Origin of the sequence: Variovorax sp. LjRoot84, assembly GCF_964254305.1 — a bacterium.
Classification (GTDB): domain Bacteria; phylum Pseudomonadota; class Gammaproteobacteria; order Burkholderiales; family Burkholderiaceae_C; genus Variovorax.
The window spans coordinates 1,107,914-1,132,749 of the sequence record NZ_CAXUTE020000002.1; the positions used below are offsets into that span (position 1 = coordinate 1,107,914).

General features: G+C 64.0%; 31 protein-coding genes and 1 pseudogene. 10 read left to right on the top strand and 22 right to left on the bottom strand.

Annotated elements, in window-relative coordinates; translation table 11 throughout:
* Positions 1-8 precede the first annotated feature (8 nt).
* The gene (locus ACSQ9I_RS35980; protein ID WP_436316735.1) at positions 9-1,310 is read left to right on the top strand and encodes a hypothetical protein; all 1,302 of its coding nucleotides are present in this window, start codon (positions 9-11) and stop codon (positions 1,308-1,310) included.
* A 236-nt stretch (positions 1,311-1,546) separates the two neighbouring features.
* A complete protein-coding gene (locus ACSQ9I_RS35985) occupies positions 1,547-1,978 on the top strand; it encodes a TlpA disulfide reductase family protein (RefSeq protein ID WP_436316736.1) in 432 nt (143 codons plus the stop codon).
* Between the two features lie 259 nt (positions 1,979-2,237).
* Here ACSQ9I_RS35985 and ACSQ9I_RS35990 read toward each other — a convergent pair whose 3' ends face one another.
* The gene (locus ACSQ9I_RS35990; protein ID WP_436316737.1) at positions 2,238-2,429 is read right to left on the bottom strand and encodes a hypothetical protein; all 192 of its coding nucleotides are present in this window, start codon (positions 2,427-2,429) and stop codon (positions 2,238-2,240) included.
* A 576-nt stretch (positions 2,430-3,005) separates the two neighbouring features.
* Between ACSQ9I_RS35990 and ACSQ9I_RS35995 the strand changes: the two genes are divergently transcribed.
* Positions 3,006-3,641, top strand: coding sequence for a sigma-E factor negative regulatory protein (locus ACSQ9I_RS35995; RefSeq protein ID WP_436316739.1), 636 nt, complete (start codon positions 3,006-3,008; stop codon positions 3,639-3,641).
* 381 nt (positions 3,642-4,022) lie between these two features.
* Here the strand turns inward: ACSQ9I_RS35995 and ACSQ9I_RS36000 are convergent, their stop codons facing one another.
* Genes ACSQ9I_RS36000 through ACSQ9I_RS36010 form a run of 3 tightly spaced genes read right to left on the bottom strand, consistent with a single transcriptional unit; the run spans position 4,023 to position 5,058 of the window.
* Positions 4,023-4,310 carry a DM13 domain-containing protein gene (locus ACSQ9I_RS36000; protein WP_436316740.1) on the bottom strand — a complete coding sequence of 96 codons (288 nt, stop codon included), beginning with the start codon at positions 4,308-4,310 and terminating at the stop codon, positions 4,023-4,025.
* Positions 4,294-4,491: a hypothetical protein gene (locus tag ACSQ9I_RS36005; RefSeq protein ID WP_436316741.1), complete on the bottom strand. Its 198-nt coding sequence runs from the start codon at positions 4,489-4,491 to the stop codon at positions 4,294-4,296. Before ACSQ9I_RS36005 ends, ACSQ9I_RS36000 begins: the two co-directional genes overlap by 17 nt.
* 30 nt (positions 4,492-4,521) lie before the next feature.
* The gene (locus ACSQ9I_RS36010) at positions 4,522-5,058 is read right to left on the bottom strand and encodes a peroxiredoxin-like family protein (protein WP_436316742.1); all 537 of its coding nucleotides are present in this window, start codon (positions 5,056-5,058) and stop codon (positions 4,522-4,524) included.
* Positions 5,059-5,146: 88 nt separating this feature from the next.
* Between ACSQ9I_RS36010 and ACSQ9I_RS36015 the strand changes: the two genes are divergently transcribed.
* A complete protein-coding gene (locus ACSQ9I_RS36015) occupies positions 5,147-5,983 on the top strand; it encodes a cupin domain-containing protein (RefSeq protein WP_436316743.1) in 837 nt (278 codons plus the stop codon).
* Between the two features lie 33 nt (positions 5,984-6,016).
* A complete protein-coding gene (locus ACSQ9I_RS36020) occupies positions 6,017-6,727 on the top strand; it encodes a haloacid dehalogenase type II (RefSeq protein WP_436316744.1) in 711 nt (236 codons plus the stop codon).
* Positions 6,728-7,223: 496 nt separating this feature from the next.
* Here ACSQ9I_RS36020 and ACSQ9I_RS36025 read toward each other — a convergent pair whose 3' ends face one another.
* The 5 genes from ACSQ9I_RS36025 to bufA1 form a co-directional block, all read right to left on the bottom strand.
* On the bottom strand, positions 7,224-7,676 hold the full coding sequence (locus ACSQ9I_RS36025; protein WP_436316745.1) for a DUF302 domain-containing protein: 453 nt from the start codon (positions 7,674-7,676) through the stop codon (positions 7,224-7,226).
* 115 nt (positions 7,677-7,791) lie between these two features.
* A complete protein-coding gene (locus ACSQ9I_RS36030; protein ID WP_436316746.1) occupies positions 7,792-8,238 on the bottom strand; it encodes a DoxX family protein in 447 nt (148 codons plus the stop codon).
* Positions 8,235-9,047 (bottom strand): HvfC/BufC family peptide modification chaperone, encoded by an 813-nt coding sequence (locus ACSQ9I_RS36035; RefSeq protein WP_436316747.1) that lies wholly within the window; start codon positions 9,045-9,047, stop codon positions 8,235-8,237. Before ACSQ9I_RS36035 ends, ACSQ9I_RS36030 begins: the two co-directional genes overlap by 4 nt.
* Positions 9,031-9,888, bottom strand: coding sequence for an MNIO family bufferin maturase (gene bufB / locus ACSQ9I_RS36040; protein ID WP_436316748.1), 858 nt, complete (start codon positions 9,886-9,888; stop codon positions 9,031-9,033). Before bufB ends, ACSQ9I_RS36035 begins: the two co-directional genes overlap by 17 nt.
* 14 nt (positions 9,889-9,902) lie before the next feature.
* On the bottom strand, positions 9,903-10,220 hold the full coding sequence (bufA1, locus tag ACSQ9I_RS36045; RefSeq protein WP_436316749.1) for a BufA1 family periplasmic bufferin-type metallophore: 318 nt from the start codon (positions 10,218-10,220) through the stop codon (positions 9,903-9,905).
* Positions 10,221-10,418: 198 nt separating this feature from the next.
* Between bufA1 and ACSQ9I_RS36050 the strand changes: the two genes are divergently transcribed.
* Both ACSQ9I_RS36050 and ACSQ9I_RS36055 read left to right on the top strand, forming a co-directional pair.
* Positions 10,419-10,985, top strand: coding sequence for a sigma-70 family RNA polymerase sigma factor (locus tag ACSQ9I_RS36050; protein ID WP_436316751.1), 567 nt, complete (start codon positions 10,419-10,421; stop codon positions 10,983-10,985).
* Positions 10,982-11,635 carry an NrsF family protein gene (locus ACSQ9I_RS36055; RefSeq protein ID WP_436316752.1) on the top strand — a complete coding sequence of 218 codons (654 nt, stop codon included), beginning with the start codon at positions 10,982-10,984 and terminating at the stop codon, positions 11,633-11,635. The genes ACSQ9I_RS36050 and ACSQ9I_RS36055 overlap by 4 nt, the downstream gene beginning before the upstream one ends.
* A 19-nt stretch (positions 11,636-11,654) precedes the next feature.
* Here ACSQ9I_RS36055 and ACSQ9I_RS36060 read toward each other — a convergent pair whose 3' ends face one another.
* The 5 genes and pseudogenes from ACSQ9I_RS36060 to ACSQ9I_RS36080 form a co-directional block, all read right to left on the bottom strand.
* On the bottom strand, positions 11,655-11,900 hold the full coding sequence (locus tag ACSQ9I_RS36060) for a DUF6429 family protein (protein WP_436316753.1): 246 nt from the start codon (positions 11,898-11,900) through the stop codon (positions 11,655-11,657).
* Positions 11,901-11,962: 62 nt separating this feature from the next.
* Positions 11,963-12,244 (bottom strand): annotated as a pseudogene (locus tag ACSQ9I_RS36065) (Tn3 family transposase); the annotation flags it as partial.
* Between the two features lie 51 nt (positions 12,245-12,295).
* The gene (locus tag ACSQ9I_RS36070) at positions 12,296-12,874 is read right to left on the bottom strand and encodes a cytochrome b/b6 domain-containing protein (RefSeq protein WP_436316754.1); all 579 of its coding nucleotides are present in this window, start codon (positions 12,872-12,874) and stop codon (positions 12,296-12,298) included.
* A gap of 14 nt (positions 12,875-12,888) precedes the next feature.
* A complete protein-coding gene (locus ACSQ9I_RS36075) occupies positions 12,889-13,188 on the bottom strand; it encodes a PepSY domain-containing protein (protein ID WP_436316755.1) in 300 nt (99 codons plus the stop codon).
* Positions 13,189-13,222: 34 nt separating this feature from the next.
* Complete coding sequence (locus tag ACSQ9I_RS36080; RefSeq protein WP_436316756.1) at positions 13,223-13,795, bottom strand: Fe2+-dependent dioxygenase; 573 nt, start codon at positions 13,793-13,795, stop codon at positions 13,223-13,225.
* Here ACSQ9I_RS36080 and ACSQ9I_RS36085 point away from each other — a divergent pair.
* Positions 13,777-14,133 (top strand): hypothetical protein, encoded by a 357-nt coding sequence (locus ACSQ9I_RS36085; protein WP_436316757.1) that lies wholly within the window; start codon positions 13,777-13,779, stop codon positions 14,131-14,133. The two genes, ACSQ9I_RS36080 and ACSQ9I_RS36085, sit on opposite strands and share 19 nt — an antisense overlap.
* 322 nt (positions 14,134-14,455) lie before the next feature.
* Here the strand turns inward: ACSQ9I_RS36085 and ACSQ9I_RS36090 are convergent, their stop codons facing one another.
* The gene (locus ACSQ9I_RS36090) at positions 14,456-14,746 is read right to left on the bottom strand and encodes a hypothetical protein (RefSeq protein ID WP_436316758.1); all 291 of its coding nucleotides are present in this window, start codon (positions 14,744-14,746) and stop codon (positions 14,456-14,458) included.
* Positions 14,747-14,796: 50 nt separating this feature from the next.
* Positions 14,797-15,318 carry a hypothetical protein gene (locus ACSQ9I_RS36095; protein WP_436316759.1) on the bottom strand — a complete coding sequence of 174 codons (522 nt, stop codon included), beginning with the start codon at positions 15,316-15,318 and terminating at the stop codon, positions 14,797-14,799.
* A 604-nt stretch (positions 15,319-15,922) separates the two neighbouring features.
* On the opposite strand from ACSQ9I_RS36095, the gene ACSQ9I_RS36100 reads away from it, so the two are divergent.
* The gene (locus ACSQ9I_RS36100) at positions 15,923-16,279 is read left to right on the top strand and encodes a hydroxyisourate hydrolase (protein WP_436316760.1); all 357 of its coding nucleotides are present in this window, start codon (positions 15,923-15,925) and stop codon (positions 16,277-16,279) included.
* A 305-nt stretch (positions 16,280-16,584) separates the two neighbouring features.
* Here the strand turns inward: ACSQ9I_RS36100 and ACSQ9I_RS36105 are convergent, their stop codons facing one another.
* Both ACSQ9I_RS36105 and ACSQ9I_RS36110 read right to left on the bottom strand, forming a co-directional pair.
* Positions 16,585-17,328 carry an EAL domain-containing protein gene (locus tag ACSQ9I_RS36105; protein ID WP_436316761.1) on the bottom strand — a complete coding sequence of 248 codons (744 nt, stop codon included), beginning with the start codon at positions 17,326-17,328 and terminating at the stop codon, positions 16,585-16,587.
* Positions 17,325-20,114 carry a PAS domain-containing protein gene (locus ACSQ9I_RS36110; RefSeq protein WP_436316762.1) on the bottom strand — a complete coding sequence of 930 codons (2,790 nt, stop codon included), beginning with the start codon at positions 20,112-20,114 and terminating at the stop codon, positions 17,325-17,327. The genes ACSQ9I_RS36105 and ACSQ9I_RS36110 overlap by 4 nt, the downstream gene beginning before the upstream one ends.
* A gap of 412 nt (positions 20,115-20,526) precedes the next feature.
* Between ACSQ9I_RS36110 and ACSQ9I_RS36115 the strand changes: the two genes are divergently transcribed.
* A complete protein-coding gene (locus ACSQ9I_RS36115) occupies positions 20,527-20,859 on the top strand; it encodes a hypothetical protein (protein WP_436316763.1) in 333 nt (110 codons plus the stop codon).
* A 6-nt stretch (positions 20,860-20,865) separates the two neighbouring features.
* Here the strand turns inward: ACSQ9I_RS36115 and ACSQ9I_RS36120 are convergent, their stop codons facing one another.
* The 4 genes from ACSQ9I_RS36120 to ACSQ9I_RS36135 all read right to left on the bottom strand — a co-directional run bounded on the left by ACSQ9I_RS36120 (position 20,866) and on the right by ACSQ9I_RS36135 (position 24,723).
* Entirely contained in the window at positions 20,866-22,092 is a 1,227-nt protein-coding gene (locus ACSQ9I_RS36120) for an IS110 family transposase (RefSeq protein WP_436315254.1), read from the bottom strand.
* A 180-nt stretch (positions 22,093-22,272) separates the two neighbouring features.
* Positions 22,273-23,091 carry a DMT family transporter gene (locus tag ACSQ9I_RS36125; RefSeq protein WP_436316764.1) on the bottom strand — a complete coding sequence of 273 codons (819 nt, stop codon included), beginning with the start codon at positions 23,089-23,091 and terminating at the stop codon, positions 22,273-22,275.
* A 774-nt stretch (positions 23,092-23,865) separates the two neighbouring features.
* Positions 23,866-24,228, bottom strand: a complete 363-nt coding sequence (locus ACSQ9I_RS36130; RefSeq protein WP_436316765.1) for a hypothetical protein — start codon at positions 24,226-24,228, stop codon at positions 23,866-23,868.
* Between the two features lie 141 nt (positions 24,229-24,369).
* Positions 24,370-24,723: a hypothetical protein gene (locus ACSQ9I_RS36135; RefSeq protein ID WP_436316766.1), complete on the bottom strand. Its 354-nt coding sequence runs from the start codon at positions 24,721-24,723 to the stop codon at positions 24,370-24,372.
* Positions 24,724-24,836 lie beyond the last annotated feature (113 nt).

Here is a 24,836-nt window from a genome sequence, read left to right on the forward strand (position 1 = left end):
AGCCGACGATGCGTAAGAACCGTGCAGCAGCAATTTCAATCCTGTTCCTCCTGCTGGGATCGGCGGCTTGGTGGGTCGCGGCCCAGACCGCCGCCAAGTCGTCGCCGCCCGATGCGGCCCGCCCCGCCGCGGCAGTGATCACGGTGCCTGGAATGCCGGCCGTCGTTGACCCTCAGAACCTGTACAGCGAGATTGGCGCAAGCCACATGAGCGCTGCGGTTTCCGGTGCGCTGGAGCGCGTCTACGTTCCGAACCGCACGGCAAATACGGTGTCCGTCATCGACCCGGCGACGTTGAACGTGATCGATACATTCAAGGTCGGCATCAATCCGCAGCATGTCGTGCCGGCGTGGGACTTGCGCACTTTGTGGGTCGCAAACAATGCGGAAGGACGCACCGACGGCAGCTTGACGCCAATCGATCCAAAAACCGGCAAGCCTGGAGCCTCGATTCGCGTCGAAGATCCCTACAACCTCTATTGGTCGCCGGACGGCCGGTCCGCGATCGTGGTGGCGGAAGCATACAAACGGCTGGACTTCCGCGATCCCAACACCATGCGTTTGCAATATTCGATAGCAACGCCGCAATGTGGCGGCATTAACCATGCCGATTTCTCGATCGATGGCAAGGTCGCCTTCTTTACGTGCGAGTTTGCCGGCGCAATTACCAAGGTAGATCTGGTCAATCGGCGGGTGGTCGGCACCATCAAGCTGAGCAAATACTTCAGCCGCCCGGAGGTCCTCGCGATCATTGCTGCGCCGGGGAAAAAACCGAAAAAAGTTCCGGACCCCAGCGAGCTGGGCTCAGAGATCTGTACCACCCAAGGTATGCCGCAGGATGTTCGTGCATCGCCAGATGGCAAGGTTTTCTTCGTTGCCGACATGATGGCCGATGGCGTGCACGTGGTTGATGCGGAGTCCTTCAAGCAGATCGACTTCATCCCCACCGGCGTCGGCGCCCACGGGCTGTATCCGAGTCGCGACGGCAAGAGCTTGTATGTGGCCAATCGCGGTTCCAACGAAATCCGCGGCAAACCAGCGGGCAAAGGTAGCGTCTCGGTGATTGACTTTGCCACTCGAAAGGTCATCAAGAACTGGCCCATTCCCGGTGGTGGTAGCCCGGACATGGGCAATGTCAGCGCTGATGGCACGCATCTGTGGCTATCGGGCCGATATGATGATGTCGTGTACCGTTTCGATACCCGCTCGGGCAGCGTCGACAAGATCAAGGTCGGCCGTGAACCGCACGGGTTGACCGTATGGCCTCAGCCCGGCCGCTATTCGCTGGGGCATACCGGCAATCTGCGTTAATAAGGGCGCGTGTGTCGGTTTTCACCTTCGAACGGCCTAAGCGGTCAGAAGCGAAGAGCGTAGAGGCTTCCACATCGACGCGCTCGTGCCGTGGCGTGCTGCGTGGATGGTTTGCGGCATCGCAACTGCCGTACCGACCCGTTGAGCAGGAGCGAGCGGCCTCCAAGCGCTGATCGCAAACCTGCAAATCTCCGCGCGACTTCCTATACTGCCAACGCAGTCGTGGGAGTTGGCCAATGAAGTTCCCCCGGAGCATTACCGCTGGCCTGGTTGCGTTGACGGTCGCCGTTGGCGCGGTGTTGGTGCAGCTGACCGGCTCGCGCGAATCGGCGCCGGACGTGGTCTACACGCTGCTCGACGGCAAGCAGGGGGAGTTGCAAGCGTTACGCGGCAAGGTGGTGCTGGTCACCTTCTGGGCGACGAGTTGTGCCACCTGCGTCAAGGAGATGCCCGCGATCACCGCCACGCACGAAAGGTACAGGTCGCGTGGCTACGAGACATTGGCCGGTTCCATGAGCTACGACCCGCCGGTCTCTGTGGTCAATTTAGCCGAGTCGCGAAGGCTGCCGTTCGCAGTGGCGATCGACAACACCGGCGCCGCCGACACGACGACCACGTCCCTCGGAATCACCCGCCGCGGTAACGACGACGTTCCCCCCAGTCCCTAATCGACAAGCCTGCGCCCTGGCCAACCAGGTGCAGTCGCGGCGACCGGCCTTGGCGCTGCGGAAGTCACTGGAGGCACTCGAGCCCCAGCTGGCGCGGGCTCCCGCAGGCGGAATCCGGCCGGACCAGTCGTTCGAGGGCGGCGACATGGCGCGCCAGCCCTAGATTTCAAGCTTAGACAAGGGCGCCGGAATCCTATTCCTCGCCGCAAGGGGTGCGGGGGAGCTGGCCCTAGTCCGATACCCCTCGGATTCTTGTAGCTCATGGCGGAATCGGTTTACTCGCCTCGCGGTCAATATCGCTACGCAGCGTCTCATCAAGGATGGGCACCTCCCCATTGATCAGCCGCGTTCGGGCCGCAAGCACTACAGCCTTGTGCACAGCCTCCGGCAAGGTGCGTCCGTTCAGATAGTCGGCGACCAAGGCTTCGGCGGCTTCCAAAAAAAGGGCCAACGCATATCTCCCAGCCACCCGAGGGGCGCAACACAGTAGACCTCAGCGGCCAGCGCATTGCTAGCCCATCACGCCAAGTCCCCGGTGGCACCCGCCACGTACTGCCTTCAAGGCAGCGCACGCCGTTCTCATTGGCGCGCGGCCCCTTTCGGTCACCCGCAGGACCACCGCAGGACCACCGCAGGATCGTCATACCGGTGCGCGCCCGATGGTCGGCGCATCTTGGAACTCTGCCTCAATCAGCTCCGTGCCCTTCAACACCACCAGCTTGTCGATATCTTCTTGATCCTCGACCGTTGGGGCCCATAGCCGTCTGGGGCACCCCCGGCGAAAAATCAAAGAACTTCTCGCCCTGGGAAAGAATCCATCTTCGACGAGGTCCCCGAATCGAACGGGCCGTCCATGTGGTCATGGTCGCGGCGGCCCGGAAACGTTGTTGGCTTAGGCGGGGCGAGTTACGTACCGACATACAGGGCCGAACCAAGCAGACGCTGCTGCGGGCACGAGTTAGCCCGTTGGCGCTGCCCATTTGCGTACCTTCCAGGTTGCGGCAAGCGCTAGGAGCAGGTGAATCAGATGGATCATCCACCCACGAGCCACGTACAGATTTCTGCCCTCGCCGACGGCCAGCTACGGGAGGGTGAGCTTGCGCACGCCATCGGCGATGTCTGTGGCGATGAGGAGTTGCGTACGACCTGGCGCACCTACCAGTTGGTTGGCGAAGTGCTGCGGTCGGGTGTCCATCCTTCGTGTAGCGATACCTCCTTCTTCTTGGCGAAGTTCCAGCATCGACTCGCTGCGGAGTCCCCCGCACCGGCTCCTTTTCCCGAGGCCTTGCTTGGGGAACCCCGTTCAGCGGGCGCCAACGAGCCGGTGTTCTGGTGGAAATTGGTGGCCGGCTTCGCATCGCTGACGGCAACATCAGCCATCGGATGGTATTGGGTCAGCGGCGACGGAGTTCAACCAGCAGCGACACCGCTGGCACACCAGCAAGGCTCGGGCTCGGTCCTTGCGGCATCGCGCGGGCCGCCGCAAACCGCCACGTCCCGGCTCACGCCTACGCAGGTCGTGATCGGTACTGGCGCCCCTTCAACGGTGATGCGAAATCAGCGACTGGACCAGTTGCTCGAGGCCCATCAGCAGGCCGGCGGTGCGTCACAGATGCCCACCGGCTTCCTGCGGAATGCCACCTTGGAAGGCCCGTGGCGCTGAAGCGCATCTGGAGCTAAGTTCATGTCGACGTGACGATGGAGTGATCGGGCATATGGACCGGTCGATACCGTTACATGATGCGGAAAAGCCGCGTGCGACGGATCAGCACAGGATGAATCAGGCGCCGAATCCGCGGGCGCCCATCACCAGCGGCGCCGTTCACGCTCACACGCAGAAGACCGGTCGGCCCGCCTGCGGCGATCTGCGCCATCGGCTCACGTGTCGCCACAGGTTGGAACACCAATGGCTTCGACACTGCGAGCGCTGGCGTCCCGATCAGTCCCCGCCATCGCGACGAGGGTGAGCCTGCGTCGAATCGTGGGCGTGCCACCCGTAACAGGCGGACTTCGCAAGAGCCTCTCGCGCGTTGCCGCATCCGCATCATCGGTACTGGGCCGCCGTGATGAACTGGCCGAACGATTCGCACCAGACGATGACCGTGTTGTAGGCCGTCGTGTCGGCTGATGCCGGCATCGGCACGATGAAGTTCTCGAAGGTCTTCACGTCGCCCACGCGCAGCATCTTCGCCTTCAGCCGCAGGAAGTCGGCCTCGGTCTGAACGAACTCCGGCGCCAGGTAGAGCTTGTAGTCGGGCCCGGGCGCGATCCTGCCTTGCAGTGACACAGCGCTGCGGCTCACCGCCACCGTGCCTTCACCCAGTGAGCGCATCGCTGTCTGTCAGGTTGCGCCTGAACCGGCCGGTGAGCTGCGCTTGGGCGGCCAGTGCCGTGACCTCGGCCTGCGCGGGCGCGGGCGGCGCCGTGAGGATGGGCAAGGTATAGAAGCCCGCGCCGAAGCCCAAGGCGGCCACCACCGCGTGCGAAACGATGAGGAGGAGGATCTTCTTCACGATGGATGCGGACAACGCGCGCGGACGAGGCTACACCGCACCCGCGTACTCGCCACGGGCCGGGTAGTCCTTCGCCAGCGCGAAGTCGATCGCCGCCAGCAGCTCGTCGAAATGCGGCCGCGCGAACGGCATGGTCTGCACGGCGCCGTAGTAGAGCGTGCCGTCCGGGCGAACGATGAAGACACCGGGCTCGGAGAACAGCGCCGGCTCCTCGATGCCGATCGACGTGACGCCGCGCGAGGTGCTGACGTACAGGCCCCACGCGCGCGCGCTCGCCAAGCCGAGGTCGTACCCCATGCGCAGGCCGGGCGCGTTCAGCTTGTCAGCCATCGCCTGCGCGCGTTCGCGGCCGTCGCTGGACAGGGCGATGACCTTCACGCCGCGCTTTTCGAACTCGGGCTGCAGCCGGCCTAACTCCAGCAGGTACTTCAGGCAGATCGGGCAATGCAGGCCGCGGTAGAACACGACCAGGGTGAAGTTCGGCGCAGCGTCCTCGGCCAGCTTGAAGTTGCCATGGGCGAGCGTGGGCACGTGCAGCGTGGGTACGGGTTGGCGGGGCATCAGCATGACGGGTCTCCTTGGAATGAGTCGCAGTCTACGGGTTTGAGTGAGACTTTGGGACGCTGTTCGTCTCAATTGATATACGATACGTCTCATGTCGGACCGTCTTTCCGCCTTGCTGCAGCGCTTCGAGCTGAGCGCCCATGTCTTTCACAGTGGTGCGCTGTGCGGCGTGAGCGGCTTCGACGCCGAGCACGGCGTGGGCCATCTGCACCTGCTGCGACACGGCACCCTCGGCGTCACCGATGTCCACGGGCAGCGCACGGTGCTCGACGAGCCGAGCGTGCTGTTCTTCGCCCGGCCAGCGGCACACCGTCTGGACGCCGATCCGGTGCAAGGCGCCGAGTTGGTGTGTGCCTCGGTCGAGTTCGGTGTCGGTGACGAGAACCCCTTGCTGCGTGCCCTGCCCGCTCGGCTGCTCGTGCCGCTGGCTCGTCTGCCCGGGCTGGACCTCACGCAACAGCTGTTGTTCGGCGAGGCCTTCCGCCAACGCTGCGGCCACGACGCCGTGGTGAACCGCCTGACCGAGGTGCTGGTGATCCAGGTGTTGCGCTATGCCATCGAGCAGCGCCTGGTTGACGGTGGCCTGATGGCGGGCCTGGCCGACCCGCGGCTGCACAAGGCGCTCAGCGCCGTGCACGCCGAGCCCGCGCGCGCCTGGACGCTGGAATCAATGGCTGCCGAGGCCGGCATGTCGCGTGCGCGTTTCGCGGCGCACTTCGCGCAGCTCGTCGGTGTGCCGCCGGGTGAATATCTCACCGGGTGGCGTCTCGGGCTGGCGCGCACCATGCTGCGCCGGGGGCTGCCGGTGAAACAGGTGGCCGTGGAAGTGGGCTACGCCAACGCCAGCGCGCTGGGGCGCGTCTTCTCGCAGTGCTTGGGGCAAAGCCCGACCGCCTGGCAGCAACGCGACGGCGCGGCGCGGGCCTGACCCGCGCCGCCTTACTTACACCGAGGACACCGCATGAACATCCAGGCCCTGGCCTTCGACACCGGCGGCACCGTGCTCGACTGGCACGCCGGGCTCGTGAATGCGTTCCATCGTGTCGGCGCCCGCCATGGCATCACCGCAGACTGGCACGCGCCGGTCAACGATTGGCGGCGGCGCACCATGAAGGGCATCGTCGGCCAAGTGCGGCCTGACTTCCACATGGACGACGTGCATCGGCGCGTTCTCGACGACACGCTGGCCCAATTCGGCTTCGACCGACTCACCGCCGCGGACCGCCTCGACCTGTGGCGCGCCTGGCACGAACTCGACGCCTGGCCCGACTTCCCGGCCGCGCTGGCGGCACTCAGGGCTGCGCTGCCAGTAGTGTCCTTCACCATGCTGCCGGTTTCGCTGGTAGTCGATGTCTCGCGGCGCAACGGCATCGTCTGGGACGCGATCATTTCCTGCGAAATGATCGGTGTGTACAAGCCGCACGCCGAGGCCTATCGCACGGCGGCGCGCTGGATGAACCTCGAGCCCGCGCAGATCCTGATGGTGGCCTGCCACAACTTCGACCTGAACGCCGCCCACCAAGCCGGCATGCGGACGGCCTTCGTGCGCCGGCCCGAGGAGTGGGGCCCCGAGGGTCCACCCGACCCGCTGCCGAACATGGCGTACGACTTCATCATCGATGGCTTCGACGACCTGCGTCGAGCCGTGCTCGCACCATCGCCAGATCGATGAGGTTGCAGGTCACGGCACGGTGCCCTCTCCGGAAAGCACTGCCCCGCGCAATGGTGCCCTGGCCGCCCGGACCCCGCGAGTTCTAACTTAGCTGCAGAAAATTCAGGGATCGGTGGAGATCGACAGTAAGAACGCTTTGCGCGGCAACGCCTTGCGAGCGTGGGTGATGTCGTGACCGCCGGTCGTCTTACAGCCTTGATCTCCAACCGAATATCGCTGCTGACCGTATCAGTTTGGACGTACCGTGGGCGAATCGCTTGCGCTGCCCGCTGGCGCGTCGGTCGCAGCGATTGCTCAACGTAGGCGAGGGAAAGGGCTGTCGCAAATGCGAAGAGTGCAAGCGCCGATCGCCAACGCCGATCCAAGAAGCGAGTTGCCAGCGAACGCCGTCACGGCCAGCAATATCCTCGTTAGCGGCCTGAAGGCGGCCTTCATGATCACTCGGCGGGTCTCGGCACCCCAATTTTTCCCGACCATCGACGCGCGTGACATTGCATCAGCGCGCAACGACGGCCTCGGCCACACCCGCCAGCACCTTGCGCAAGTTCTCGACGACCGGACATGACACAGCTCCGTGGCGCTGCGCCAAGTACGCAGGATCGTTGTAACCCAGCCAGACCTGCGAGGACTCGTCCTGCCAGACCAGCGCCTTCAGCGGCAAATCGATGCCGGCGGTCTGCGCGCATTCCATCAAGGGGGTGCCCCCTTGGGGATTGCCGAAGATGAGAAGCTCAGTCGGGCGAAGCGTCTTGCCGACTTTCGCCGCACTTGCCGCGTGGTCGATGCGCGCGAAGACGTTGAGGTCGCGCTTCTTCACTACCTCTTCGAGCCGATTCATCGTTTCTGTGACGCTGTAGGGGCTCTTGAGCATCATCAGGCCGTCGGCCGCAGCGCTGAGAGGACCATAGGCGAGGAGCGCGAGCATGGCGATGCAACGCAGGATGTTCATGGCGGCGTCCGGTGGGAGGGGTGAGCTATGTAGCACACATCGTGGCACCGAAGATAAACCTCGGCGGATGATGTCAAGCGCGCGAATTCCTGGCATCGGGTCGGCGTGTCGCTGGTCATTTGAGAATCGGGTCAAACTGCCGGCCGATCTTCTGCCACAACCAATGATCGAGCGACAAGGCTCCGGGGCCCCGGCACAGCAGAACGAGCAGCATCGCAGCCCACTGAATGTGCGTCGGCCACGCCTGGGGATAGACGAAGATCTCGATGACCGCCGTCATGCCCAGCAGCACGGCGGCGGCGGGCCGGGTCAAGAGTCCCAGCACGAGCATCTCCGGTGCACTCAACTCGATACTTGCTGCCATGTACGCCGCAAGTTCCGGCGGCAGCAACGGCAAGCGATATTCGTCCGCGAACAGTGCAACGGCCGTGTCCCAGTTCGCGAGCTTGGTCATCCCGGAGTTCCAGAACACGGTCGCCACCGCGAGCCGCAGCGGGACGGCAAGGGCGGTGTAGGGAACCGCCTCGAGCCAGCGGCGCAGGCGCGCGAGAAGTTGGATCATGGCGTGTCTCCCTCTCGGCAAGGCCCGTTGCCCTCCGCAGCAGCGAGCCGAAATGCAACAAGGCGCCCCGCGCTCAGGTGCTGCGCGAGAAGTGCGGGCGCATCGACGCCCGCCGCCTCCGCCGCCGCGAGCGCGGCGTCGAGTGGCCTGCCCTCGAACAATGCGGCCGTAAAACGCCACGCGCCCTCGTCGAGGCGCTCGACTTCGACCTCGCCCGTCAGGCGCTGCACCAGCAGGCACACGGGCCCGCTGCCCGGATCGATCGCGGCCATGGCCTCGTCGTCTTGTTGCAGCACGGCGCGCCAGATGGCGTCGACCGGGAACTCCGAGCGCAACATTGATACCGACGGGTGCGCCGTGAAGCACACCTTGCCGTGGTCGGCGGGTGCGACGGTTGCCAGCCGCTCCACCGTGAGCGGGTCGGCGTCGGGCGCGTGCAGCGCACGGTTCACCGCCCATTCGAGGCGAGCCACGTCGGGCAGGTAGGCGAGCGTTGCCGCGGGCTCGAAGCGCTGCAGGAAATCCGGAAACTCGGCGCCGTAGGCGTTCAGATCGGCGCAGCGTGGCGCCTTGTCGCGCACAAAGATCTGCGCGGCGCCCTCGAAGAAGTCCGCGCCGACCAGCCGATGCACGGCCGGAAATGACAGCCGCAGCGCGTTGGCGAGCGTTGCGACCATGGTGTTGCGATAGATGCTCAGCCGCTGCGCGGGCGCCAGTCCCGCGCCGACGATCAGGTCCGCCGCAGGACCTTCCCCGTCCTGCAGCAGGCTGCACCGCATTGCATGCTGTACATCATGCAGCGACGGCATGGCCCGTCTCCTCGAGCAGCGCCGCGGCTTGGGCCGCCTCGGCCAGCAACACGTCCAAGGGCGGTATGTTCGTGTCCCACTCCACCAGCGTCGGCACCGGGCCGAACCGAGCCAACGCCTGCGCATACAGTGCCCAGACCTCCGGTGCGACGCGCGAGCCGTGGTCGTCGATCCTCAAGGCCTGTCCGCCTTCGATCTGCTTCAGCGTGTGGCCGGCGAGATGGATTTCGCCGATGGCATGCGCGGGCAGTGCGTCCAGGTAGGCCGAGGCGTCCCAGCCATGGTTGCACGCGCTGACGTAGATGTTGTTGACGTCGCACAGAATTCCGCAGCCGGTGCGCTGCGCCACTGCCGCGATGAAGTCCCATTCGGGAATCATCGAATGCTTGAAGCGCAGGTAGGTCGATGGGTTCTCGATCAGGATCTGGCGCTGCAGACAGCTCTGGGCCTGCTCGACATGGCGGCAGACGAGGTCGAGCGCTTCGTCGGTCATCGGCAGCGGCACCAGGTCGGCCAGGTAGGTACCGCCGACGGCGCTCCATGACAGGTGTTCGGACACGAGCCCCGGCTCGATCCGGCGCACGACATCCCGAATGCGTTCAAGGTGCGCGGCGTCCAGCCCATCCGCGCTACCCAGCGACAGGCCGACGCCGTGCAGGGACATCGGATAGTCGCGCCGGATGGCCTCGAGTGTGCGGATCGGTGGGCCGCCGCCCATGTAGTTCTCGGTATGCGCCTCCAGCCAGGCGACAGCGGGTCGTGTCTCGAGCACGGCCTCGTGGTGCTGGAAGCGCAGCCCGATCCCCGCGGCGGCGGGCACCGCGCCGCGTTCGTCACGCATGGCCGCCACCGCGCTCAGCTCGACTTCATGCTTCCGCCCTGGATCTTGGCGCAGTCGCCCACCGGCAGCAGCACGAAGGACTTGGTGTCGCGCGCCTGCGTGGACTGGCCGGCACAGGAGTGCTTACCCTCGGCGCAGTCGTTCTTGGCGACGGCGTTGATGCCGTAGCACTTTTCCAGCTTGTTCTTCTCCATGCGCGCCATGTTGTCCTTGACGGCCTGCGGCGCCTTGCTCATGTCCATGCCTTGCGCCTGGGCCGCCATCCCCGATGCGGCCAACACCAGTCCGAGCGCGGTAGACAGCGCGGAACCTGCGAACACCTGATGAGTCATGGTTTCACCTCTCGGTTGGGGTCTCGGGTCGAGACCACAACCGACAGTTCGCTCGACGGCGGGGAAAGGTTACGCGCCGCGAGAGAAAAATAGTCGCCCCGGCGGACCGCGTTGAGAGCTATCGTGCATTGCGTGAACAGCAGCCGCGATCGAAACCCTGCGCTGAGGCTCGTCCCTCATGCAACGTCGCCGACCGAGATGGCCGTCGTGGTGCGCGAGTTCGACTGGTCCATCCTGATGGCGCGTGCCCAGGCGGGTGATCGAGAGGCCTATCGGCGCCTGCTCGACGAGATCACGCCGTATTTGCGCTCGTTGGCGGCGAAGGCGCATCGCGATCGCAGCGATGTCGAAGACACGGTGCAGGATGTCCTGCTCACCGTGCATTCCATCCGTCATACCTACGATCCGAGCCGCCCCTTCGGCCCATGGCTGGTGGCGATTGCGCATCGGCGCATCGTCGACCGGCTGCGCCGCCAGGGCCGCACTGTCCAGCACGAAACACCGCTGCCCCCCGGACATGAAACCTTGGCGGCCACCGAAGCGAACTACCTTGAGGACACGGTCGACTCGATGGCCGTGCGCGAGGCGGTGGAGCACCTGCCGCCGGCACAACGCGAGGCGATCAAGCTGATGAAACTGCAGGAGATGTCGCTGCGCCAGGCCGCCACGGTCAGCGGGATGTCGATCGCGGCCCTGAAGGTGGCCACTCACCGTGGGCTCAAGAGGCTGCGCAAGCTACTCAACGGATCTGGCGGCGAATCATGATCACGACGAGCGAACTCATCGAGGCGCTGGTGGCCGATGCCCCTCCGGTGCGCCGCTTGCGGCCGCCTGTGGTTCGGGCGGCGCTGTGGTTGCTGCTGGCGGTGCTGATCTTTGGGTTGCTGGCCGCGGGCCATGGCGTGCGCCCTGACCTTGCGCAGCGGCTGGACCAGCCGGCCTTCATCGTCGGCACGGCCGCCGCCCTGCTGACGAGTGTGCTGGCGGCGGTCGCGTCGTTCATGTTGAATCTGCCCGACCGATCGCGTGGCTGGGCCCTGCTGCCGGTGCCGGCGCTGCTCGCGTGGGTGGGCACCGTCGGGTACGGATGTCTGGTGAATTGGGTCGGCATCGGCCCCGATGGCGTCCAACTCGGCGAGACGGCGCGCTGTTTCGCCACCGCGTTGATCACCAGCCTGCCGCTGTCGCTCGCCATGTTCGCCATGCTGCGCCGCGGGGCGCTGCTATCGGCGAGCACGGTCTCGCTGACAGGAAGCCTGGCCGTCGCGGCGATGAGCGCCACGGCGATGTCGCTTTTCCATAGCCTGGACGCAACCGTGATGATCCTGATCTGGAACCTGGGGATCGCGACGCTGATCGTCGCACTGGGCCGCTTGTTGGCTTCCCGGCTGGTCGTCCCCGCGCCCTACGAGTGAGTCCACCGGCTCCTGTAGATCAGCATTCCTCGCCGCTGCGTCGGGGCCCGAAGTATTTGGCCGCCATCTTCTTGGCCATGCGCATGCCCTCGTCGGTCAGGTAGATCGACTGCCGCCGCCCGTGCGGTTCAGTGATGAGGCCTTTGGCGTGCAGGGCATCCATCGTGGCAAAGTCGTAGCGCTTCCATACTCGCCCGCTCTCGAATTCGAAGACGCCGAGTAGCGTCAATAGCACCTCTTCGATCTTGGCCTTGTCGTATTCCATGACACAGTCCCTCGACGCTTCGCTTGAGGTCCTGGCGCAGAGCGTCGGGCCACCCATTTAGATCAGCCTTCGGAGAGCATTTTCTCCCCGGTGGCTGACGACTGCCGCAGCAGCACCTGCGCGTACTTCTCGATCCCGAACCGGAACGTGCCGCGGAAATTGATGTGCCCGAAGTGCACCGGTCCCATGCGACGCAACCACGCATCGTCGATCGCCATACCATCCTTTCGCAGTCGCTCCACGATCTCGTTCATGCCCCTGGTGTTCCAGGCCAGCACGATGTTCGTCAGCAAGGCGTGGGAGCCGGAGATGGCCTTCATCTCGTCACGCCGGCGCCCGCGCTCCTACTCAACCCCTACTTCGATCCTAATAATTAAACCTATTTACGGGATGTACTAGTTCGAGCTGCAGTCGGCCTCGGACGCTTCCGCGTCGCATGGAGGCCGAGCCGGTCGCTTGAGGCCCGTGAGCATGGCTGCGACCAACCTGTCTCCGTGGCGCCGGCCCATCACGAAGACGGCGCTGACGTGGACGCAGACCAGCGCGACACCCAGCCAGGCGCTGCCGCGGTGAATCCATTCGACCCAGCGCAAGCCCCAGAAGGCGTCGGTCGTGTACATGTAGCCGCTGGCGCAGACGACGACCGTCAACAGCAGCAGTGCAAGCACCATCCAGCCGCCCAGCGGGTTGTGCCCCAGGTAGCGGTGTTCGCGGCCTTGCACGATGCTGCGCCCGTAGCGCCAGACGGCGCCCGGACTGCGCACGAAGTTGGCGAAGCGGGCGTTGCGGCTGCCGACAAAGCCCAAGAGGATCCGTGTCGACGCTAGCGCCAGGGTCGCGTAGCCGGCCGCAATGTGGAACGCGAGCGTTTCTTCGCCGCTGAGCCAGGCGGCCGTCGCAGCGGCGGCCAGCCCCCAGTGGAGCAGGCGTTGCGCGACGTCCCAGACGGGTACCAGCGGGCGGATGACTGCCATGCAAGCCTTTCGCGCTACTCGGGCTGGCGGACCTCTCCGATCTTGGCGAAAGTCTTGGGATGGAAGAAGGCTTCGGTGCGCTTGCCCTTCGCATCGAAGCCGTAGACCTCGTAGCAGCCGTTGAAGTTCTTCACCTGCCGAACCTTCCAGCCTTCGTCGCTGAGCTTTCGCTGCAGTTCCATCTGCGGCTTCATTTCTTCCTTGGGCACGGCTTCGCAGCGCACGGTGTTGTGATCGACGAACTGGGCGAAGGCACTGGCCGCGCCGCAAAGCGCCAATGCGAAAGCGATCGTCCGGAAAGGGATGGATGACACGAGAAACTCCTGCAGAAGAGGCTGCCGCGATGGTTCAGACGTCGAGCCACATGCGCAGCAGGTTGTGGTAGGTGCTGGTGAGGCCGATCACGCCCTTGTCGGTCTCGCCGAAGGTGCTGCGCAGATGGCGCAGATGGTTGTCCATCTCGTAGAGCAGGAGCCTTTGCTCGTCGCTGCGGATCATGCTCTGGATCCAGAAATAGCTGGCCACGCGCACGCCGCGGGTCACGGGCATCACGCGATGGACGCTGGTTCCCGGGTACATGACCATGTCGCCGGCCGCCAGCTTGACGCTTTGCTCGCCGAAGGTGTCTTCGATGACGAGCTCGCCGCCGTCGTAGTCGGAAGGCTCGCTCAGGAAGACGGTGCACGACACATCGGTGCGCACGCGGCCGGCGCCGTTGCGCAGGAAGCGCACCGAGCTGTCCACGTGGTTGCCGAAGCTGTTGGAGGCACCGCCGTAGCGATTGAAGAGCGGTGGCGAGATCTGCTTGGGGAGCGCAGCAGAAAAGAAGACCTGATGGCGTTCCAGCCCGTGCAACAGCAGCTGCTGCACGGCGCGGGTCTCAAGCCTGGAACCGGCACGACGTGAATGCCTGCCTGGCATTGATGACCGAGGATGTCTGGTTCACCCAAGCGCTCGACCACTACGGGCGCATGAAGGGCAAGACGGCGGTGAAAACCGCGTTCGAGTACGACGTGAAGAACACCGACCTCCGGTGGGAGGTGAAGGGAGTCCGCATGATGCCCGACGGGACAGCCAGCGTCATGTTGCGTCAGGTCGGCTTGATACCGCCCAAGACCGATGGCAAGTACAAGCGTGAGGACGTGAGCGAGCCAAGCTTCGGCGGCTGGCGCTTCGAAGGCGGCAAGTGGCGGCTGTTCTTTTTCACTTCGCACAAGGGCTGGGCGCTGGATGAAATGAAGAAAGACGGAATGCAGTAACAAGCAATTCTCATTCATCTCCAACGCGGTCTCTTGGCCGCAATCTGCGGAGCTGCACAGCGTCGGAGGAAGTATGAGCGGGCGTCAATCCATGGAGCTCAGCGGGACCTGGACTTCGGGTATCCATCATGTCCGCCTCCTCTCTCGATGCGAACAATCGGGGTGATGGCGTTGCCCCGCAATCTGGAGACGTTCACGGCCGTCCTGCATGCCGAAGGCCCGTCTGCGGCACTTGGCTACCTGAAATCGGCAGACAGAGCCCTTGCGTCGGCGCGCCTGAACTGAAGTCTGCGGGCTCGACCTCAAAACGGCCAACCTGACCCTAGAGCCCATGAACAATAATGGCGTCCTTCGAGGAGGGTACGAACAAGGTCGTCTCGCCGACTCGGGTCAATCGATGTTCCTTGCCGTCGATCACAATGGACTTCATGTTCGCCCACACCCGGTATTCGTAGCCACCGGCGGTGGGCGTTGTTTGCAGGACCTTGAAAACCGGTGGCACGTGCACCTTGAAGCTGATGTGGCCTGTTGCACGACTGCTCCCCGCACCTGACGCTGCCGCGCAGGGCAAGGCCAAGGGCAGCAGGAGGACAGTGAGAACGAGCCTTTTCATGTCGGCCCAATGCAGAGCACCTTGGAGCTCTCCGGCCCGCGTCTTGAACCCTACGTGAGGTCGCTGAGCTCGATGAAGTTGCTCTCGATCCAGACGCGGCCCTCCTCATTCAGCGCGAAGGTCAGCGCCTTGTCTTTGGATAGCTTCTTTTCCTGAATGGCTCGGGAAAGCGGATTTGCACTCCCGAACTCACCGCGCCTGTGGTTGTAGACGTGCTCCGTGCCATCTTCATGGCTGTAGGTGTACGAGACCGTGATGCCGTCCAAGTCGGCGAGAGGCTGCAAGAACGCGATGAACTGCGATGCCGTGATGCCTTCGGCTTTGATGGCGTCCCAGTGCTTGTAGAGCGCCGACTTCGCGGCTGTCTGCTCGCGCTGGACGACCTCCGATGTCGGCCCGAATGGCTGGATCTTGGCGACCATCGACTCTGGAGCGTCCGCGCCGCCATTTCTGCGAAAGAAGTTGGCCACGGTGCTTGCGAACGGCCTGGCATTCGCTTGGGCCTTCGGCCCTGATGGCCAGACATCCAAGCTATGGGGCACCGTCTCGATGTCATCGCTGCGTTTGCTCATGGTTCAGTTCCTTCGCTTCCTCGTGCGGCACGGCTGTATCGTACGGTTGCGAGCGGCCGCGCGTGCGGATTCTGGGGTTCGGTTCCACAAGGGAAACGTGCATTACTGACGAAGTCGGTGTGGCCAGATGGCGTGCATTGGAGAGACTCATGGCGACATGAAATCCAAAGTTTTCATGTGACGCGGAGTTGCTCATGCATCCGGGTGCCTCGATCAGTCGGCCGACGTCTCCGCGCCCGTTTGGGCACCAACAGCGTTCGGAAGCTTCGTGTCCGTTCCGCTGCATCGGGCGTTGCCACGTCGCTTCCCGGAGTGCTGGCGCATCGAACGCGATGTGCAAGGCGTCACCCTCGGCATTGCGGACGCGCACAGCCTGGAACGGGTGCAGCGGCCTGCGCTCGCGGCTGCCCATCACCTCGACGTCGCTATCGGGGCATTTGACGGAGGAAGTCGCGAGAACCAAGCCGGCGTTCCCGCAGCGTCAGGATCAGTTTGGCTTCGCAAACATGTCGAGGATCAGCCCACGCAGCGGCGAGTTGCCCCTGAATGCGGCACTGGCGATGGCGTCATACTGCCGGCCATCGATACTTCATGGAGCTTTCAAATGCAGGCCGTTTCCATCCACGTCGTCGATGTAGCCCATGGCGTTGTCGCTCAGGGCATGCGGGTCGACATCGCCCGGTTCAAGGGCGAAGGCTGGACGGATGTGGCCTCGGGCAAGGTCGGCAGCAATGGCGTGGTCGACGGCATCGAAAGCCGCGAGTCCTTGTTCGAGATCGGCTTCTACGAGCTGCGCCTGCACGTGGCCGAGTACTACCGCGCAAGAGGCGTCAAGCTGCCCGAGCCCGCGTTCATGGGCGTGCAGGTCTTCCGCTTCGGCCTGGCCGATATGTCGCAGCACTACCACCTGCCCGTGAAGCTGACGCCGTGGGGCCTGTCCTGCTTCCGCGGCGGCGCATAGGTCCGGCTTTCTGTCCCTCGGACCGATCGGCGGACGTGCAATGCCTTGCTGGCCGTGGTCTTGGGCTCTGACAGTGCGACCACGCTGCCCGAAGCCGATGTCCGAGGCCTACGAAGCCTCTGAGCCCGCAGCGAGGGTGGGCCAGGACTGCGCCCTGACGGCCTCGCCCATCTCAGTCCTCCGGTGACGACCCTCGCCAACGGCACGGCGACGTCGACACCAGTCAGCGGCGACATGGGCAATCGACAGCAGGCCATCGCGCGCGCCCGTCTGCTGGCGCCGACGGGCATCGCGCAGCGCCAAGCTCAGGCCGCATCCCAGGCAACATTCGGCAGCATGGCTATGCAAGGACGTGCAAACAAGTAGCCCTGGAACAACTTCACGCCGAGGCTTCGGAGCGAATCGACCTCTTGCCGGGTCTCCACCCCTTCCGCGATCACCTTGATCTGGAGTTCGTCGCACGTCGCGACGAACCCCTTCACGATCGTGAAGCGCACGGCGCTGAGGTGGATGTCCCGAATGAAGCTCATGTCAATCTTGACGATATCCGGCTGAAAAGCGGCCAGCAGTTCGAAGCCTGCATAGGCCGCACCGAAATCGTCGATGGCCGAGGTGAACCCGAAGCGCTCGAAGGTTTCGAACGTCGCGGCCAGTTCGCGCAGGTCCTTGAACGGCTCGCCCTCCGTGATCTCGAACATCAGGCGATCGACGGGAAAGCCCACTCGCTCGGCCGTGCGGATGGCGGTATGAAAGCATTGCGCTGGCCTTGCAATGTCGTTGGGCGTGACATTGAGACTGAGCCTCGATTGCATGCCGAGCATCGATGCCATCTCGATCGACCTCACGCGGCACGCCTCATGGAAAGCAAAGCGATGACGCGCCTGCACCTTGCCGAGCACCTCAAAGGCCCCTTCCCCGTGAATGCCTCGAACAAGCGCCTCATGCGCGAAGATGCCTCGCTGCTCGAGGTCCACGATGGGCTGGAACGCGATGGTGAAGTCCGGCCCGATGCGAGAACCGGCGGCGTCGGCGATGTTTTCGGTTTTCATTGGACCAGCTGCTCCCGCCTCGCAAATGAGGATCCGTACCGGGCTTCCTGGGTTTCGGACCTCGACGCGGCCATCATGAATCGGTTTCGTCCCTCTTTCTTGGCCGCGTACAGCGCCGAGTCGGCGCATGCCAGCAGCGCGGGAAAGTCCTCATCCCCCTCCGAGATCGCGACACCGATGCTGGTCGTCACCTGCAAGGTGCGGCTCGGAAGGTGGAATATCGGCTGCATCGCACTGATCACATTGCCGGCAACCAGCCGCGCTTCGTCGGCATCGGTGACACCTTCGAGCAGGACCACGAATTCGTCGCCGGCGTAGCGCGCCGCCATGTCCGTCTCACGCACGCTCTCCTTGAGCCGACGGCCGAACTCCTTGAGCACCGCGTCACCCGCTGCATGGCCCAGCGAATCGTTGATTGACTTGAAGTAGTCGATGTCCAGGAACATGAGACAGACCGGAAGGTGGGACCGCCGGGATCTGGCGAATGCCTCGCGCACGTGCTCTTCGAAGGACCGGCGGTTCGGCAGGCCCGTGAGTGCGTCTTCACGCGCGAGGGTGTCGAGCTGCATCTGCTTTTGCTTCAGGTCGCTCACGTCGTTCGCCAGGATGTACAGGCCGACGACCTCGCCCTCTGCATTCCTCTGCGGCAGGTAGGTCGTCTGCAGGGTCCGCTCGCCAACCAGCAGCTTGGCCGTCTGCTCGAAGGAGACCTCCTCGCCGGCAAACGCGCGCGCCAGCAGCGGCTTGCGCATCTCGTAGTGCGCGTCACCAACGGCCTCCCGAATGGGCCGGTTCATCATCGAAGATGGCGGGATGCCGAGCCAGGTCAGGTACCTGCCGTTGCAGAATACCACCCGCTCATCGCGATCCAGCTCGGTCAGGAGCGCCGGCACGTTGTCGGTGAGCCCGCGCAGGCGTTTCTCGCTCTCGGCACTGCGGATCTCGGCTCGCTTGCGCTCGGTCACGTCGAAGGTCATCGCATAAAAGCCTCGCACGATGCCTTCCTGATCGAGATCCGGAATGTAGTGAGACTGGTACCAGTTCTGACTGAGCCCGCGCGTACGGTATCCAGTCTTCTCGAAGGTCACCGCTTCCCCGGCGAGCACACGCTGCACATAGGGCTCGACCATCTTGAAGTCTTCGATTCCACGCACATCGGCCATGCTCTGGCCCACCAGCTCCGCGTTGTCGTGCAGCGCCCGCACATGTGCGTTGACAAAGGTGTAGCGCAACGATGCATCCACGTGCGAGACCAGTGCCGGGAGGTTATCGGTGATGGTGCGAATGCGAGCCTCGCCCGCAGCCCGCTCGCGTTCGGCCACCTTCTGGCGCGTGACGTCGAAGGTCATCACGTAGTAGCCGAACACCTCGCCGGCATGGCGTATGTCGGGCACCAGATGGCACTCGAAGAAACCCTCCTTGCCATTGCGATCGTAGGTGCCCACGTAGCGCGTCGCCGTCCCCGCCAGCACTTTGGCAATCTCCGGCTCCAGTTGCTTGTAGACCGCCTCCGGCAGCGACTCCTTCATCGTCAGGGTGCCGATGTCGGCCGGCGTCTTGCCACGCATGGCGAGTCCCGCCTTGTTGCCGAAGAGGCAGACCTGGTGGCGATCGAAGTAGGCGACGACGGCCGGCAGGTTGTCGGTCACATCGCGCAAGAACCGCTCGCTCGACCGCAGCCGCTTGTGAGAGATCTGGCGCTCCAGCATGAGCGAATCGAAGGTGCGCGAAAGATCGCCGATCTCGTCCTTGGGGCCGACCTGCTCCAAGGGGGCGTAGTTCGAGACGGCGCGCGAAACCTGCATGTGTTCATGCAGCCGCGACAAGGGCGCGAGCTGGGAGCGCATGACCACGAAGGCGAGGCCTCCCACCAGCACGGTCAGGAGCAGCGCGCCCGCCCAGGTGTACCGTTCGATCTCTTCGATCCGGGCAAAGGCCTCGCTTCGCGGATAAATGCCCCCGAGCACCCAGTTGGTCTGGCTGCTGCGCTTGAATGCGTAGAGCCCGTACACGCCAACGCGATTCATGGCTTCGGCCGTACCCTCAAATCCGGCGATGGCGCGGTCCAGCGCAGGATTGCGGCCTCCCTCAGCATTCACACTCTGCAGAATCAGGTCCTTGCGAGGGTGGTCGATAACAATGCCATCCGTATTGGCGATGAACATGTATCCGCTCTTGCCAAATTTGATGTTGGCAAGTTCACCCAGGAAGTTCTGCTCCTTGAGGCTGATGGCGCCGGAGATGACATAGACCACTTCACCCTGGCTGTTCAATACCGGCTCCGTCATCGCGATCTGCGCCAGGCCGTTGAGTCGATTCCGGTAGGGCTGCGAGATGACGCCCGCCTTGGCAGCGACCGTCCGCAGGAAGTATTCACGGTCTTTGATATTGACCTTGCCGATTTTGTCCGCGCCGTTGAGGTTGGCCACAAGGTCGCCGTTCCTGTCGACAAAGGCGACGTTGTCAAAGGCCTCCTTCAGCGACTTGTGCTGCATAACAAAGTCCTGCAGCAGCTTGCTGTCGGCAATGTGTTGTGCCTCGACGCTGTTGCCGAAGGTCTTGAGCAAGGTGCGCCGGCTTAAGAACTTCTGATCCACTGCATCGGCGATGGCCGAAATCCGCTCGAACTGTTCGTTGGCGATGTCCTCCTGCATGTGGCGCTTGACAAAGTAGAGCGCGGCGGTGGCGACGCCCAGCGTCGTCAGCAGGACAACGGCAACCACGCCCACGGTCAACCGGGCGCGGAGGCCGAGGCGAGAGAGGCGAAGGACTGGGAGGCGCATCATGTGAGTTCAGGTCAGAACAGCCGCAGCTCGATGCCGCAGACCCGGAAGCGTCGCTTCGCTCTGGTCATCGGGTCAACGCCTCGGCCAGCATACTCATAAAAGCCCGCCCGGCACGCGTGCGTGAGCGACCAGAGATCGCACGAGCGTGAATGAAGTTGCGTTGTCACGACGCAATTGCTTCGAGGGGCGGCGTTTTGTCGGCCAGTGCCGTTCAACCCCCGGCTGCACTTCTCGGCCAGCCAATCCTTCAGCGTTTACTAAAGCATTCATTGCAAGATCGAAAGCGCTGCATGAATCCACCGGAAGGAGTGGGAGCAGGCTGGTCCCTACGGTTAGCAGAGGGGAACACCTTTTCAGAGCCTATGGCGCGCGAAGCTTTCCTACCCGTTGTTCGGCTGAATAGGCCGCGGTGATGGACCACCCAATTCCCGAGTGGAACGCCGGCTCCGGCGAGCCGGGACACGCCAGAATTCCGATCGCGGCCATCAACGTGAACTACTCGAGCGGCGACGAAGAGAGTCATGCTGTCGCGCCCAGCCGCCGCTCCCATTGCGGCTCCCTTCCAAGCTCAGGTGTGCGAAGTAGTCTTCCTTCGATGCAGGGACCACCCGAGGGTCATTCCGGCAGCGGCGATCAGGATGGCAACCGAGCCGACGAACTGCAACAGCTTGAGCCTATGGTCGAAGGCGACGAAGTCCACGACCATGGCGAAGATGGGATAGAGGAAGGACAGTGCACCTACTAAGAAGCGCTATCCCGTATGAGCAACCACAGGAAGCTCGCAGCCGAGGTCTTGAAGGCGCTTGATCAAGCGGCGGATGATTTTGGATCGGTCGTGGCGGTCGAGGTATTCGCTACCCAAGTCGCTGTACTCGGTGCCGTCGCGAAGCATGTGGTACGCGGCAGTGAGCATGGAAGCGGCCACGGCGAGGATGGCCTTCTTGGCTCCGCGACGTGCCTTGATACGCAGGAACTGCGCACGCAGGTAGCTGGTCTTCACGCGCACCGCGGCCCAGGCGGCAGTCACCAGGGTGGTCTTGATCCAGGTGCCGCTCTTGCGCACGCGGGTGGATCGGCGCTTGCCGGCGCTCTCGTCGCTGCGTGGACACAGTCCGGCCCAGGAGATCAGATGGCCGGCAGTGGGGAAGCGCGACATGTCCACGCCGATCTCCGCCACCACGACGCTGGCCGTCAGGTCAGAGACCCCGGGCATCGTCGTGAGCAGGCGGGCGCGCTGCCGGATCGGCGCCAGCGCTTTTCCCACGGCCGCATCCAGTTCGCCCAGCGTGCGCTGCAAGGCATCGATGACCTGCAGGTGCAGCCGCAGCATCGTGCGATGGTGCTCGGTGATGCGCCCGCGCAGCGCCTCGCGCAACTCGGCGGTCTTGTTGCGCGCCGTGCCCTGGGCCAGCGCGGCCAGCAGCGCCGGATCGCTCTGGCCGGCCACGATGGCATCGAGCATCGCACGGCCGCTCTTGCCCAGTACATCCGACAGGACGCTGCCCAACTTGAGGTTGGCGTCCTCCAGCACCTTCTGGATACGCAGCGAGTGCTGGGAGACCTCCCGCACGAGTTGCTTGCGCGTGCGCGTGAGGTCGCGCAACTGCTGGATCGCCTGCGGCGGCACGAAGCTGGAGCGAATGAGGCCGTGCGCCAGCAGATCGGCAATCCACATCGCGTCGTTGACGTCCGTCTTGCGCCCGGGCACGTTGCGAATGTGCGCGGCGTTGGCCAGCACCAACTCGAACTCGGCCTCCAGCACATGCCACACCGGCTTCCAGTACACGCCGGTGGCCTCCATCGCCACGTGGGTGCAGTCGTGCTCGGCCAGCCAATCGGCCAGTTCGAGCAACTGGGCAGTCGTGGTGCCGAAGCTGCGCACCTCCTGGTGCATGGGCGGCGAGACGCACCGCACGCAGGCCACGATGGTGTCCTTGTGCACGTCCAGGCCCGCACAGCGCGTGTAAAGCACTTGCATGAGAACCTCCTGGCGGTTGATGGGCACCGCAGGCAGTCCTCGTCATCGAACTCTACTAAGCGTGCTTCGGGGCGTCGCCGCCCTCTGCCACATTCCGGGGTGCTCGCAGGACTGCGGGTCCAACTACTGAACGGGCTTGTCGCACCAAGGGAAAGCCGACCTCGTCAGCAGCGCCCAAATTCATCCTACAACCACGCGCCATCTGTCGCCAGCCACGTCCCCCGCTTCATGCCCCGGGGTCGGGCTCGCCCGATGGCGAACTATTGAGTGCGTCGGCAGCTTCTGGATCGCGCCGTACAGAAGCGCGAAGACCAGACCTGTGTATACGGCGCCCATCACCACGAAATCGCGCCAGGCCCGATAGTCGGTTGGAAGATTCGTGAGGTCCGCGAACGGCGCGATCATGACGGTGCCGACGCAGACATGGATCAACGCGATGAGATGCGGCGGCGTATCGCCCAGTTTCTTGGTCACGATCACCGCGATGGCGTAGAAAAATGCAGCGCCGAGCGCCATCAGGACTCCGGCGATATACGCGCTTGGGGGCCCGGCGTAGGCTGCCGCTGAAGGTCTGGCATAGACGATGAGCAGTACGCCCGCGAATGCGATGCCAAGCCACGCGAGCTTGGTGCCAGTGATGCGCTCCGAGAAGAAGATCGCGCCGAGGCCGACCAGGATGAAAGGCTGTGTGTTGTAGACCGCGATCGCGACGGAAATCGACGCGCGCGAGAACGAGGCAAAGATCAGCAGCCAGTTGAGGACGATGGCCACACCGCCGAGGGCGGCCCAACCGACTTGCTTGAGCGTCAGCGGGCCGACCAGCGTTCTCGTGAGGAAACATGCGATCAGCAGCGTCACGGCACCGAAGACACAGCGCCAGAACAGCAACTGGATCACGGGCTGCCCGGAGAAAACGACGAACCACCCGATCGTCCCCGAAATCAGCATGGCGGCAACCATCTCGACGGTGCCGCGAATCCTTTTGCTCTTGTTGCTCATTGCTCAGACTTGCACTCGGGCCGGGGGTGCCGTCTTGCGAGAGCGGCAGGAACGACCAACACCTGCCGCTGGTCGCCCGCAATGTTAGTGTGCTTTGTCCCGCGCGGCCCTAGACCTGGCCGTGCGCCAGGTGATGGCCTTGTTGGGTGTGTCAATCGCGCGATCCGCGACGATGGCGGACCATCACCAAATGGACACCTGTGAGGACTTGGGAATAAGCCACCCTATTGGACTGACGTTCGAGCGCTGCTCAGGAACCTGTTGCTCGACGGGTTGCCATCGCACTTGGTCCCCATTTCGGACGATGGGTGCGACTTCAAGTTTCATCTTTCATGTGCCGCCGGGCCGGACCTAGGAAGCGTTCGCGTCTACGGCCCCGGTGTTGACGGTAAGCGGGTGTCGCGGGGGTTCTTCGAATTCGTTGAGCGAGCTGCGCGCGGCAGCATTTCCGAGCTGAAACCAGCTCAGCCATTCGACAATGTGCGACTGCGCGTGGAGGTAGCCGTGAATGACCAAACCGGACTGTCTGCGGGACAGCAGGCGCATGCCATTGGCAGAAAAGACCTGCACGACTTTCGAGCGGCAGCAGCGCCGCGGCCTCGATCCAGGAATCTAGGATGTTGGCCGCAGCAGAAACTACTGCCACTTTCATTGCGTCAATGCGAGCACGACGATGGAAACTGAATGCCAGGTCGCCAAGCGACTCGCAAGGATGATTGATGCGTGTGCGCGCGTTGAGCACGGGGCCGTCGAACGCTTCGGCGAGCGAGCGCATCAGCGCGACAGGTCTGGAGCGCGTTGCCCTGCAGTGTCGGCCCACATCTCCGCTGTCGCATCGCGCTCCAACTGCCGCGCGTCTACTTCATGTCCGCCCTCCTGCATGAGAGTCTCCCGCCTGGCTTGCCGCAGCATGTGCCGCGGAACGTCTGGGTAGGTCATCTGCAGCAGATCCAGTTCGCGCTCGGCCAAGGCGGCTTCTTCGGCCTTCCGCTGGATCAGTTCGTACGCCAACAGGAACGGCAGCGACAGCAGCGCCAGCACGGCGTAGATCTGGCCCATGGCCAAGCCCGCAATCGCGACCAAGGGTGTCAGCACGATGATCACGATCACCCTGGCCATTAACCACAGATGTCTCATGATTCATCTTGCTGCAGCGCGACCGGCCGAAGGTGTCGGGAGTTGCCAGTGCTGGCGTAGGACTGTCGCACACTCGGGGAAGTCCCGAAGTCGAAAGACTGACATCTCCCCCGTCCTGCGGGGCAGCGCCGGGTCCGCTCCTCAGGCGCGCCCGCTGACCTTTCGCGCCAGCAGCCAGACCACAGGCGGCGTCAGCATGCGGGCCAGCGCCTTGACGCGGTCGACGCGGTGCGTCTTCATGAAGACCGAGGCCGATTCGTCCCCGTGCTGCTTGCCGGCGAGCGGGCTGGTGTAGTAGTAGGCGGCGACCGAACGGCGCGGCCGGCCGTCCGGCGCCTGCAGCGGCTTGGTGTGGCCGTGGTAGCTCGCGGGGCCGTGCGGCAGCACGATGGTGCGGCCGAACTCGGGCTGCACGGTGGTCACGCAGCGGTCCTGCTTCTTGTCCCAGAGTTCGAGCCCGGAACCCCAGGCCGGGCCCCATCCCTTGTGCCGCAATTAATACACTAACGGCACACCAACTTAGCAACCAGCAAGCGCACGCCCACTCCACTACAAAGTGACAAAACGAACCCAGCTAGGCAAAATCAAGGCCTTCGCCGTTAGCGTAA